Source organism: Paraburkholderia fynbosensis (assembly GCF_902859935.1).
Taxonomy (GTDB): Bacteria; Pseudomonadota; Gammaproteobacteria; order Burkholderiales; family Burkholderiaceae; genus Paraburkholderia; species Paraburkholderia fynbosensis.
Genome location: NZ_CADIKI010000015.1, coordinates 172576 through 185595, shown reverse-complemented (window position 1 = coordinate 185595; position 13020 = coordinate 172576). Strand labels below are relative to the sequence as shown.

Here is a 13020-nt window from a genome sequence, read left to right as displayed (position 1 = left end):
TGCACTACGATTGCCTGTGCACGTTTAGAGCTTGACGACGTGACTATCAGGCCGATCAAACAGGAGACACCAAATGAGCGAGCAATATGGGGCGTTTTGTCCGTGCTGTGGCAGCGCGGAGCATCGGGCAATGAGTCGTCGAACGTTCATGAGTCTTATCGCCGGCACCGCGGCCGGATTCGCGATGCCTGCGGCATTCGCGGACACGCAAGACGTGCCGGCCATCGCTTACGATTCGGTTGCCAATCCCGTTCAGTTACCTAAAGACACCTATTTCGGCGAATGCTCCGGCGTCGCGCTCAACTCGCACGGACACATCTTCGTGCTGTCGCGCGGCAACACCAACGGCCCCGCGTATGGCGCGGCCGCCGCGCAGCTGTTGGAGTTCGCGCCCGACGGACGCTTCGTGCGCGAGATCGGCCATCACCTTTATGCGTGGTCGTTCGCGCACACGGTCAAGGTGGACCGGCAGGACAACATCTGGGTGACGGACAAAGGCTCCGACATGGTGATCAAGTTCACACCGGATGGACGGGTTGCGATGGTATTCGGCCGCAAGCAGGAAGCCGCCGACGAGGAAACCGGCCCGCTCAAGCATCCCAATCCGCCGCTGCCCTCCGAGCCCGGGCGTTTTCGTCAGGTCACGGACGTCGCGTGGGACGCCGCGGGCAACACGTACATCAGCGACGGCTATATCAACTCACGCGTGGCGAAAGTCGATCCCGACGGCAACTGGATCAAGTCGTGGGGCGACCGCGGCACGGGTCCGGGCCAGTTTCATACGCCGCACAGCATCGCTGTGGATGCGCACGAAAACGTCTATGTCGCCGACCGCAGCAACCGCCGCATTCAGGTGTTCGACACCGAAGGCACTTTCCTGCGGCAATTCACCATCGACGTGCCGGTGCCACCGGATGCGCGTCCGGCGATCGGCAACATGCCCGACGAAGCGGCGATCGCAGCCGGCACGTTCGCGCCCGGTTCGCCGTGGGCCATCTGCATTTCGCCGGGGCCGAACCCGGTGCTTTATAGCGCCGATGCTTTTCCGGGGCGCATCTACAAGATGACGCTCGATGGGAAAGTGCTCGGCGTGCTCGGCAAGGCGGGCAAACAACCGAAGCAGTTCGGCTGGATTCATCAGATGGCGTGCCCATCGGAGAATGTGCTGTTCGTCGCGGAACTGCTGAACTGGCGCGTGCAGAAACTGATTCTGCATGCGTGAGCGACGACCGTAACATCACATGCACGCGAGTGTCTCACTGAAACGCGGCCAGCGTGACAGCAGACACCGCGTGCCAACCCGCTACGATTCGACACTCACCCTTCCCGGCGGCATCCCCCCACATCACCGATATCATTGACGACATCGGCCACGGCCCATTCGCCGCCGCCCATTCCACCGCGCCCATCCCTTCGAACAAGACACAGTCTGGAGTTCGTTTTGAAATTCGACACGACAACCGTTCGGCTGGTCCTCGCTATCGTCGAGGAAGGCAGCATCTCGCGCGCCGCCGACAAGCTCAATCTGGCCGTGGCCGCCGCATCGCGACGCGTGTCGGACCTCGAAGAGCAACTCGGCGCGAAGCTCTTCAACCGTGTGCCGCACGGCGTCGAGATCACTGAATCAGGCGCCAAGCTGCTGCAATACGTCCGGCAGATCGACAACCTCATCGACCGGCTCGAAGGCGACGCGCTGGCGCTTAATCATGGGCTCGACGGCCGCATCATCATCGGCGCGCCGAAGGCGGTCGTGATCCAGTTCCTCGCTCGTGAGATTGCCGGCATCCAGCGCAAATATCCGGGCATCACGCTGAAGATCGTCGAAGAGAACAGCAAGATCGTCCAACAGCTGCTGCGCGACAAAGTGATCGACGTAGGCATCTATGAGAAGAAGAGCGGCTTTCTCGATCTCGCCAAGTCGCCGTACCGCGACGACCGGCTCGTGCTTGTCTATAGCCGCGCGCATTTCCGGTTTCGTGACGAACCGGTTGGGATCGACGACATTCTCGATCTGCCCATCGTGAGTCTCGGCAAGGGCTCCGCAGTGCTCTCGGCCGTGCAGCGCGCGTATCGCAGCCGCGGACGCCTGTTCGCCAACAACTTCACCGCCAGCGGCTTCGACACCATGCTCGCAATGGTGCGCCATGGGCTCGGGGTCGGTCTGATGCCACCCGACGTACTGCGCAGTTTTCATCCGGAGAAAGCGCTCGCGTCGGCCGAGTTGCAAGGGGACTGGCATCAGCGCAGCTATGTGCTCTCGTGTGTCGAAGGACACGCGCAGGAACAGACGCTGCGCAACGTGGTGGTCGAATTGCTCGGCCACCCGGCGTAATCGTTCAACTCCCTCCGGTTTCGCCGCTCGCGAAACCAGACATGACGCGGTCATTCTTGCGGCGGCCTTTGCAGTCGGCGACAGTGGGGCATAACGATTAGCCGGAGACAAATCATGCCCCGTGGCCCTTGCGCGACCGACAGCATCGCGCGATGCACTCCTACGAAAAGCGGTCAATGCACCGCCTCGCGGACTCCCCAAACGTTCTCATTCGCGCTGGCGCATTCCAGGCAACCTTCGGCAGCCATGCGTCTCAGCGTCTCGCGCTGACAGCCGCCCACCCCACACGCCTCGTTGCCCATTGACGCGAGCAGGCAATCCTCCCGCCACCTCGAAACGACGAATCAACGTACCAAAGGAACCTCGATATGACCGAATCGAAACATCTGCCGCTGCAAGGCATCCGCGTGCTGGACGTGAGCCAGGTCATGGCGGGCCCGTTCGCCTGCATGCTGCTGGCCGACCTGGGCGCGGACGTGATCAAGGTCGAGCCGCTGGAAGGCGATCAGACCCGCGGCGCGATGGGCTTCAAGATGAAGGGCCCCGACAGCATGGGCTTCCTGAACATGAACCGCAACAAGCGTTCTCTGACGCTAGACCTCAAGAGCGACGAAGGCCGCGAGTTCTTCTACAAACTCGCGAAGACCGCCGACGTGATCGTTGAAAACTACCGTCCCGGCGTGGTGCAGCGCCTGCATATCGACTACGAGTCGATCAAGGCAATCAATCCGAAGATCGTCTACGTGAGCATCTCCGGCTTCGGGCAAAGCGGCCCCTGGGCCTCGCGCCCGGGCTTCGATCTGATGGCGCAGGCGATGTCCGGCGTCATGAGCGTGACCGGCTACAAGGGTGGCAAGCCCGTGAAGGCAGGCGTGCCGGTGGCCGATATCGGCTGCGCGCTGTTCGCGGTGTATGGCCTGCTGTCGGCCTACATCGGCGCGCAGAAAACCGGCGAGGGTCAGCACATCGACGCGTCGCTGTTCGATTCCGTGATGGCCTTTTCGATCTGGGACATGTCGGAGTACTGGGGCACAGGCGTGCCGCCGACGCCGCTCGGCACCAGCAACAAGATGAGCGCGCCCTATCAGGCAGTGAAAGCGCGCGACGGCTACTTCGTCATGGGCGCAACCAATCAGAAGCTGTGGACGAAGCTGTGCGAATTGCTACAGCGGCCGGACCTCGTCGCGCACGCCGACTATGCAACTGTCTCGCTGCGCCTGAAGAATCGCGAAGCGATGATCGAAGTACTGGAGCAGGAATTTGCGAAGCGCGACAGCGCCGAGTGGGTCGAGGCGATGCTCGCGACTGGCATTCCGGCCGGCCCGATCCTGTCCTATCCGGAAGCGTTCGAAAGCGAGCATGCCACGCACCGGCACATGTGCATGGAGATCGACCATCCACTTGAAGGCAAGGTCAGGAACATCGGCTTTCCGGTCAAGATGCTCGGCACGCCGCAAACGGTGCGCCGCCACCCGCCGCTGCTCGGTGAACACAACGATGAAATCTTCGCCGAAATCAACGGGACGGCATCATGAACGAACCCGTCACCCTCACAGTGCATGCTTCGGGCGCAGCGGAGATCGTGATCGATCGGCCCGAGCGGCACAATGCCATGACGCTCGCCATGTACGAGTCGTTGCTTGCGCTCATCGGCCAGTGTGAACGCACCAGCGGCGTGCGCTGCATCCTGTTTCGCGGCGCGGGCGGAAAATCGTTCATTGCCGGCACGGACATCGCGTATTTCAAGGACTTTCATGACGGCCGCGATGGCGTGGCCTACGAGGCCTTCGTGGAACGCGTCATCGATACGGTCGAACGTATAGCGATGCCCACCATCGCCGTGATCGACGGCTGGGCGGTGGGCGGCGGCCTCGCGCTCGCGACAGCGTGCGACTTCAGACTGTGCAGCGATGCATCGCGCTTCGGCGCGCCGATCGCGAAGACGCTGTCGAACACGCTGTCCTCGCGCAACATCGCGCGGCTTCAGGCTGCCCTCGGCGTGCCGCGCGTCAAGAAGATGCTGATGCTCGCCGACTATCTGAGTGCCTCGGACATGCTGGAATGCGGGTACGTCCACGACGTTTGCTCGCCCGGCGCGTTGCAGGAGGCGGCGCATGCGCTCGCGCAACGGCTCATGGCGTTGTCGCCGGTCACGCAGAAAGCGGTGAAGGAGAGCTTACGCCGCATCGTCGTCGAACAGCGGCTCGACGACGAAGACCTGATCGACGAGGTGTACGGCAGCACCCGCTTCAAGGACGCCGTGATCGCCTTCACCTCGGGTGCGTCGAAATAACAATAAACGAACAACGTGGAGTGAGACATGAAACGATTGCAATTCAAGGCGACCACCACCGTCCTGCTGATGTTGTGCCTGATGTACTTCATCACTTACGTCGATCGCGTCAACATCAGCACCGCCGCCGGGCAATTCAAATCGGAACTCGGACTGAGCAACACACAGCTCGGCTTCATCTTCTCGGCGTTTGCGTATCCGTACGTGGTGTTCCAGTTCATCGGCGGCTGGGTGAGCGACCGCTTCGGCGCGAAGCGCACGCTGATCGCCTGCGCGTTCATCTGGGCCGTGGCGACCACGCTGACGGGACTCGCGGGCGGTTTCGCGACGCTCGTCGCGGCGCGCCTGCTGCTGGGTCTCGGCGAAGGCGCGACCTTCCCCGCCTCTACCAGCGCGATGGCGTCGTGGGTGAAGAAGGACCGGCGCGGTTTCGCACAAGGCATCACGCATTCGTCGGCGCGGCTTGGCAACGCCATCGCGCCGATACTCGTGCTGGCGCTGATGACCGCGTTCGACTGGCGCTTTGCGTTCTATCTGCTCGGTGCGCTGAGTTTCGGCTGGCTCGTGTTGTGGTACATCACGTACACCGAGAAACCCGCGGATCATCCGCGTATCACCGCCGAAGAAATTCATAGCCTGCCGCCGCCGAGAGTTCGTCCGGTGGAAGCGCCCGGCACCTGGGCGCGGCTTTATCGGCGCCTGTTGCCGGTCTCCGCCGTGTATTTCTGCTACAACTGGATTCTCTGGCTGATGCTGGACTGGATGCCGCTCTACTTCATGCACAGCTTCCATCTGAACATCAAGAAGGCGGTCATTTTCACGTCGGGTGTGTTCATTGCCGGCGTGTTCGGCGATCTGGCCGGCGGACTGATCAGCGATCGGCTGTTGCGCCGCACCGGCAATCTGAGACTCGCGCGCAGCGCCCTCGTTGCGTTCTGCATGACGATGACCGGCCTCTCGCTGATCCCCGTCGTGCTGATTCACGACCCGATGTACTCGCTGGTCTTCCTCGCCGCCGCGATGTTCTTCAATGAAATGAATATCGGCCCGATGTGGGCCATTCCGATGGACATCGCCTATGACCGCTCGGGCACGGCGAGCGGCATCATGAGCGGCACGGGCTTCACGGCGGCGATCGTGAGCCCGGTGTTGGCCGGTTATCTGATCGATCGTCTGGGCAACTGGAACGTCACCTTTCTGTTGTCGATCGGCGTGATGGCTTGCGGGGTGCTGCTGACTTTCGTCATGAAGCCGGATGCGCCGTTTATCGGCAGTCTGAAGCCTGCGACGCCTTCGCCGCGTGCGGGTCGCGACGCTGCGTTTCCACTCGCGGACAAGTAGTAAAGCGCCTTATCGGATCTCCGCCCCGCGAGCGCGGCCGGATCAACGCCGTGCTCGCGACCTTACGCTATCGAACGCGATAGTCAATTCCCGCGCGAGCGGCCGAGCACCTTGTCGAAATCGACATCCAGCTTCGCCAGCGATCCGTCGATATGCGCCCGGCTCTCCTTGATCCACCGATCCTGCTGCGCCACGCGCGCGTTCGCTTCCTTCAGCATGCGCGCCATTTCAGCCGGTTGCGGACCGCCCGTCGTCGCGCGATTGTTCACGATCGACACCGGATTGAGCGTCGCACGGAACTCGGCTTCGCTCATCGGCAGATCACCGGCATACGGCGTGCCTGCCACCGTCTCCCGATAGATGCGTTGCGCGTCGGCGTATGGAAAGTCGAGCGGTTTGATGTCCTTCTGCCGCGCGTACTCCACGACATTCGACGCAAAATGATGGCCGACCCGGAACGGCAATTTGTATTTGCGCATCAGGACATCGGCGACTTCCTGCGACGCGGTCCAGTCGCTATTCAGTTCTTCGAGCGCGCGTTCGGGGTTGATCACGAGCGCGTTCATTACCGTCTGCCAGCCTTTGAGCGCGGCTATGCCGCTGTCGATCATCTCCGTGTTCGCCTTCACGTCCTTGGGATCGCTCATGCCGGGCGGCAGATTGTGCGCCTCCAGCACGACACCCTCGGCCTGCGCCAACGCAGTGGACGCGTCCGTGCGCGTGCGGATCAGCAGGCCGGGGTTGCGCTTTTGCGGCATCGCGCTCGACACGTACGTGTTGACGCCGCCTTCCTGCAGCAGAATCCACGGCCGAGACTCGGCGTATTGCGTCATCACGTCCTGAATGAAACTGCCGGTGTGCAGCGCCACGCTCGTGACGATCGCGCTGGTTTCGACCGGTTCGTCGACAGAGGAGATTTGTGAAGCGTCATACGCGTTATCGACGATCGCGTTGAAGCCGAGATAATGCGCCATCCGCTCGCGGTTCAACGGCCAGCTCGTGCCATTGAGCACCGTCGTGCCCATCGACGAACGGTCGACACGCTTATACGCTTCACGAATGCGCTGCGCGTCGCGATCCAGTCCCGCGGCAAAGCCCAGCAAGTAGTGGCCGTAGCTGTTCGGCTGCGCCGCCACACCGTTCGTGTAGTTGGGCACGATGGTCGCCGAATATTGGCCGGCAAGACGCACCAGCGTCGCGGTCGTGCGGTTCAGCTGATCGGCGAGGTTCAGCAGGTCGCCACGCAGAATCGCCGAGCGATACGTGGCGTGCATATCCTGGCTGGAGCGCCCTGCGTGCAACAGCGTCACGTCTTCGCCGGCCGCTTTGATCAGCAGCGGCTCGAACGTGATTACCGTGGCCGGACGTTTCGCGCCGGGCTGATTGCCGTCGGCAATGACCTTCGCCACACCCGCGGCGAGACGCGGGGCCATCGCCTTGTCGAGCAGCCCTTCGTCGGTGTTGATGACGACCGTGGCCTTGTTGATTTCGCCGAGCCAGAAGAATTCGTCGCGCGGCGGCGCCGATTGGGCGAAGGCGGGAGAGGCGGTAACAAGAACGACAGCGGGGATAGTCCAGGCGAGTAGTCTCATGTCGGGCGCGCGTGAGTTCAAATGCGCCTGATTATATGATCGCCGTGGATTCGGTATGAATCGGAAACCTGGGCTCCGATTCACGCATCCTGATGAACGCAACGTCTGCTCGCGGCCTATGTGAATTCAAGCGCGAGCGTGACGCGTTCAGTCGTAGTGACGATGCTTGTGATGACGCTTGCCGGAGCGGTAGCCGCGCGAATAATCGTCGGCGTACGAGTTGGAGCGCGAGACGTTGCCGCCGAGCGCCGAGCCCGCGCCACCGCCCACTGCCGCGCCGATGAGGCCGCCCGAGCGGCCGCCCATCGCATTGCCGGCTGCCGTGCCCGCACCGCCGCCGAGCGCGCCGCCAATGATCGCGCCCGTGCGCTCGCGGCGATTCGACGTCACTGCACCGCCGGCGCCACCGCCCACCGCACCGCCAATAACCGCGCCCGTGCTGCCGCCCACTGCGCCACCGAGCGCCGCGCCGGCCACACCGCCGAGCGCGCCGCCGAGCATGTTGTTCATATCGCCGGCCACTGCCGACAAAGACGCAGCAGCGGTCAACACAGCAACCGCAACCACCTGGATGATTTTCTTCGACATAACTGGTGTTTTGTTTTCTTGAGACGGCGCCGAGTATAACCGGCCTGACGAAAGGCGTTTGTAACCACGCCGGACCAACCCGGTAAGACGTGTAACAAAATGACCGGGCGATTTGAGCGCAGTGGGTTACGCAGTAGGAGAGTGATCGAAGCCGGCGGCTGCAACGTGCGTGGAAATGCCCGGCACTGCATGCGGCATACTCGAGAAGAGCGAAGCGAAGAGGCGAAGACTGGCCCGCTGAAGTTATCCGGTTGACCGGGTCATATGTTGTGCAACCCGGTGGCGGGTCGACGAATCACGGTACTCCGTTGTCTCGCCGACCCGCCGCTCATGCTCATTCAGCGCTCAACCACGGCGCTTCTTCTTCAACTCGATCGTCTCGAACAACTCGTAGTTCGGCGTCGGCGTCTGGTCCGCACCGGGCGCGTGATAGTAGTTCATCGTGATCGTCGTTTCGCCGCCGCGATGTCCCGGGTCATGATCGAACACCGCGATACCGTAGCCCGTGCCGGTGTCGCGTTGCGCCGACCAGATCGCGTCCTCGACGGCGTCCGCGCTGGCGCGTGCGAACGTCCCTGCCGTCGTCCCCGCAACCGGGCGATTGGGTCGCGTGAAAATCCGCGCTTGCGGCAGCCCCGTGCCGATATCCACACCGTACACATCGAGCGGCGCGCTCGTGCCGCCGCCGCCGAGAATCAGGTGAATCGTGCCGTGGCTCGTGTCGAACGTCGACGCGCCCGACGATACCGCCGACATCACCGGCTTCGGCTGCAATGTATCGACTGGCCGGCCAGTCGCGATGTCGGTGCCCTTGTGATGATTGCAGCCGCGCACGGGATAGCTGCGCTCGTAGTCGTGATCGTGGCCGCACAACACCAGGTCGACACCGTAGCGGTCGAACAGCGGCAGCCAGGCCTCGCGGATGCCCTTATCGGAACCGTTGCCGGTCTGCGACGAACTCAGCGCGTCCTGATGCATCTGGACGATGATCCAGTCCACTTCGTCGTCCTGCGCCGCGTGGTGCAGGACTTTTTCCAGCCAGCGGGTCTGCTCGCCATTGCTATATCCGCGCACGTATAACGAGGTGCCCGGTTGAATCGGCGGATTGCCGGTGCTCGCGACCGGTACTAGCGGCGCCGGCCCGGCCACGAATGCTGCCGCGTCCTGATAGACGACGTCGTCCGCATCGAGCGAGATGAAGAGCACGGAGCTCACGCGGAAGCTGTACCAGCGGCCCTGGAAGCGCGAATGATTATCCGGCAGCGTATAGCGCGCGAGATACGACGCCAGTCCCTGTTCGCCGTTATTGAATTCGAGTTCGTGATTGCCGGGACAGGGCATCCAGGGCCGGTTCGACGCCGACGTCTGCGCGTTGTTGCCGAAGTCGCGCCACACCGCCGGCTGTTGCAGCGGATTCAGGTTGGCATAGCAAAGGTCGCCGTTGAGCAGGTGGAACAGCGGCTGGAAGCGCTCGACCGCCTGCACCGCGAAGCGGCTTTGCGGCGACGACAACACCCAGCCGGTATTCGGCGTCGCGAGGTCGCCGTAGCTCGTCCAGCGAAACGGCGCGCGTCCGCGCGGCGCCGTGCGAAAGCTCGCGGAAAAAGGCTGGGCCGCATTGCCGTCGTTCTCGGCCGTCACCTCGTACTGGTAATTCGTATCGGCCTTCAGATCGCGCAGACGCGCGTGATAGGCAAACACGACCTCGCCGTTAATGCCGTCGGTGTACGTGCTTTGCACCGCGTGCACGGTGTGCCGCTTCGAATCCGCGCCGCTGAAACGCACCTGTGGATTCACCGCCGGCGCAAGCGACGCCCACGACACCGTGACTTCGCTCGTCGGATCGTTGCCCCAGGTCAGGTGAACCTGCTCCGGCGTGCCGTCCGGCGGATTGCCGTTGGCGGCCCGCGCCGCCGACGCCAGCGTGCCCGCCGCCGTGGCGAGGCTGGAGGCGCCGGCAAACTTCAGGAACCCGCGACGCGAGACGATGGAAGCGCCCTGATCATCGGGCGGTGATGCCTTGACGATTTTTTTGTTCGACATGTCCGGTGGTGTTGTATGGGGGATCGAGGAACGCCAGCGCCGATGCCGGGCGCGTGTGGCTACTCGCGCTGAAGTGCGCGCTGCCGGCGCAGTGTGTGACGGCTACGAGCATCGATCCTAGCCGTGAAGGTGTGACACCCGGATGAAAGGATGGGCCGTGCGTGGGCGGCGTCGCGGTCGTTGCGCGTGACGCCAAGAAGATAACGTGGAAAAGGGATGAGAACGGCGCGTGGCAGAAAGGCCTGCCATGTGCGGATTGATTGCAGCGGGGTTACTTTCTCTGCCGCCTCGGCGGCGGCTAAGCGCAACCGCTAGCGCACAGGCGGCTGCGGATTGTTCGCCGGATTCGTATCGAACCTTGAAACGCGGCTAACGCCATCTGCATCGACCAGTTTCAATAATTCGGCTTCCATCGAATCCGCGACGTCCTTGCCATAGACCTCGTCGCCGTTCACATAGATCGTGAACGACTGCAGATACTTCGCTTTCTTCTCCGGGTTCTCGATGGTGTCCCGCGTCCATTGATAGAGTGGATAGTTCTCGGTCCCGAGTCTCTCCGCCTCGCTAACGTATTCGGCGAATGCATCGAACTGGCACTTCAACGACGCGCCGTGCCTGCGCAAAATGTCACGAAGCGCGGCGTGCGAGGCATTCGTCGGGTCGCTGCGCAATGCATCCGCGAGTTCAGGCGAGACGGTAATCCGCAGCTGGAATTGCAGTGTAGAGTCCATTGCCACCTCGATGCCGGTCTTCAGGAACGCGCGCTCACGGTCAGTTGCCCGTCGATCTGCTCGATCTCACTGCCGCGCAGCGGCTTGCCCAACAAAAAGCCCTGCGCGTGCCTGCAGCCGCACACACGCACGAAATCCAGCTGCTCCTGCGTTTCGATACCTTCTGCCGTGGTCGGCATGCCGATTTCGCGAGCCAGCGCGACGATCCCGCGCACCACCGCCGCGGATTCGCGCCCGTGCACGGACTCCTTGACGAACGAGCTGTCGATCTTCAGCTTGTCGAACGAAAAACGCACGAGCGTCGACATGGTCGAGAAGCCGGTGCCGAAATCGTCCAGCGCCATGCCGATGCCTAGCGCACGCAGCCTCGCGACGTTGCGCTGCGTGACGGCATCGTCGTTCAATAGCACCGTTTCCGTGACTTCCAGGTTCAGGCGCGTCGGCGGCAGCCTCGTTTTCCGAAGAATCGCCGCAACCGTCGACGCAAACGACTCCTCCCGCAACTGCACGGGTGAGACATTGACGGCGACGGTGACCTTGTCCCGCCACGTCGCAGCTTCCGTGCACGACCGCAACAACGCCCATTCGCCGAGAGCGAGAATCAGGCCGGTGCGTTCGGCGGTCGGAATGAACGCGGACGGAGGCAGTTCGCCGCGGTTCGGATGAGTCCAGCGAATCAGCGCCTCGCGGCCGGAAATTGTGCCGTCGCTGAGATCGATGATCGGCTGATACTCCATGCGCAGGCCGTTGAACGACTTCAGCGCTCCTTCCAGGTCGCTACGCAGCAGGCTCAGGCTTTCATCGGAAACGTGCTTGTCGGTATCAAAGATGACAAACGCGCTTTTTCCGCTGCGTTTGACCGCATATAACGCCCGGTCAGCACAGATTAGCAATTGCGGCCCCGTCTTCGCGTGCTCCGGATAAAGCGAAACCCCCACGCTCGCGCCGATATGCACGAGCGCCTCGCTCAACACGAACGGGCGCGCGAGCGTCTTGACGATGCGGTCGGCCAGCACGCGAATGTCGCGGATCTCGCTGATACCGTCGGAAATCGCGACGAATTCGTCACCCGCGAGGCGTCCGACCTGATCACCGCCCGGCAGGATTTCACGCAAGCGGATCGCCGCCTCCTGAAGGATCTGATCGCCCGCGGCATGGCCGAGGCTGTCGTTGATCGCCTTGAAGCCGTCCAGATCGATCAATAGAACAGCGAACGACTGTTTCTCACGCGACGCGCCCTGCCCGGTGCGCTCGAGCAGCAATTCGCTGATACGCGCGCGATTGGGCAGGCCGGTGAGGCTGTCCTGACGCGCGAGGCGATGGGCATTTTCACGCGTCAGCAACAGGGCGACGGTGTCGCGATTGCTGCGCAACGCCACAGTGAAGAAACCGGCGGCACAGAAAGGCGCCTGAAACAGCAGCACGAGCTTGCCGTTGCCTGGCGACATCGCCGCGCCGAGACCCAACAGGCTCAGGATGAAGGAGATCTGCAGCATCGCGAGCTTGGGCGTGCCGGCATTGCGGCCGGCCAATCCGCCGATCACACCGACCGCGCAAACGTTGCCGAGCAGGAATAGCGTTGGATCTCCGCTGATATTGCACAACAACGTGCCGAAACCGAACAGCACGCTCCACAGCAGACTCGCCAGCAAAAACGCGGAGGTCGGCGTTGGCCGATGTTGCGCGCTGCGCTTGCGGCACAACCAGATCAGCGCAAGGCGCGCGAGCAGGAGCGCGACGACAGCGATGCCCCACGCTGCATAGAGCGGGATCGGGTAAAGATAGAAGGCGGTGGCGCAGACGCTGATTTCGCAGATCGACGCGAATATGATCGACGACGTTCGCGTGAATAGATGAGCGAGCAGGATTTGGCGATTTTCCGGACTGAGTTCCTGAGCGGAAGACACGACCCACCTGAAAAATGGAGACCTTGGTTCGCTAAAAGCCATGACCTGCACATTTGACGGTTGGTGGAATTCAAACGGGGCGTGCGCAGCAATTATTACGTAAACTTCAATTACATAGCCTCAAAAATCTCAGCTTATTGCGGAAAAAAGCGCTATGCACGACGATTCCGCCTGTTGACTGCATGAGCAAATA

At 62.5% G+C, this 13020-nt stretch carries 10 protein-coding genes; 5 read left to right on the top strand and 5 right to left on the bottom strand.

The genetic code is table 11. The features are described from left to right. The first annotated feature begins 73 nt into the window (after positions 1-73). From HV770_RS24200 to HV770_RS24180, 5 genes are all read left to right on the top strand, one after another. Entirely contained in the window at positions 74-1222 is a 1149-nt protein-coding gene (locus HV770_RS24200) for a peptidyl-alpha-hydroxyglycine alpha-amidating lyase family protein (protein ID WP_175163714.1), read from the top strand. Positions 1223-1441: 219 nt separating this feature from the next. Then, positions 1442-2332: a LysR family transcriptional regulator gene (locus HV770_RS24195; RefSeq protein ID WP_175163712.1), complete on the top strand. Its 891-nt coding sequence runs from the start codon at positions 1442-1444 to the stop codon at positions 2330-2332. Positions 2333-2700: 368 nt separating this feature from the next. Continuing rightward, positions 2701-3867 carry a CaiB/BaiF CoA transferase family protein gene (locus HV770_RS24190; RefSeq protein WP_121323702.1) on the top strand — a complete coding sequence of 389 codons (1167 nt, stop codon included), beginning with the start codon at positions 2701-2703 and terminating at the stop codon, positions 3865-3867. Then, complete coding sequence (locus HV770_RS24185) at positions 3864-4625, top strand: enoyl-CoA hydratase (protein ID WP_175163710.1); 762 nt, start codon at positions 3864-3866, stop codon at positions 4623-4625. Before HV770_RS24190 ends, HV770_RS24185 begins: the two co-directional genes overlap by 4 nt. A gap of 27 nt (positions 4626-4652) precedes the next feature. Further along, positions 4653-5966, top strand: a complete 1314-nt coding sequence (locus HV770_RS24180) for an MFS transporter (RefSeq protein ID WP_175163708.1) — start codon at positions 4653-4655, stop codon at positions 5964-5966. An 83-nt stretch (positions 5967-6049) separates the two neighbouring features. Here HV770_RS24180 and HV770_RS24175 read toward each other — a convergent pair whose 3' ends face one another. The 5 genes from HV770_RS24175 to HV770_RS24155 form a co-directional block, all read right to left on the bottom strand. Further along, entirely contained in the window at positions 6050-7558 is a 1509-nt protein-coding gene (locus HV770_RS24175; protein WP_175163706.1) for an argininosuccinate lyase, read from the bottom strand. Between the two features lie 147 nt (positions 7559-7705). Next, complete coding sequence (locus tag HV770_RS24170; protein WP_175163704.1) at positions 7706-8146, bottom strand: hypothetical protein; 441 nt, start codon at positions 8144-8146, stop codon at positions 7706-7708. A 345-nt stretch (positions 8147-8491) separates the two neighbouring features. Beyond that, positions 8492-10189: a purple acid phosphatase family protein gene (locus tag HV770_RS24165; RefSeq protein WP_175163702.1), complete on the bottom strand. Its 1698-nt coding sequence runs from the start codon at positions 10187-10189 to the stop codon at positions 8492-8494. A gap of 311 nt (positions 10190-10500) precedes the next feature. Beyond that, entirely contained in the window at positions 10501-10920 is a 420-nt protein-coding gene (locus HV770_RS24160; protein ID WP_175163700.1) for a hypothetical protein, read from the bottom strand. A 20-nt stretch (positions 10921-10940) separates the two neighbouring features. After that, a complete protein-coding gene (locus tag HV770_RS24155; RefSeq protein ID WP_175163698.1) occupies positions 10941-12869 on the bottom strand; it encodes a putative bifunctional diguanylate cyclase/phosphodiesterase in 1929 nt (642 codons plus the stop codon). Positions 12870-13020 lie beyond the last annotated feature (151 nt).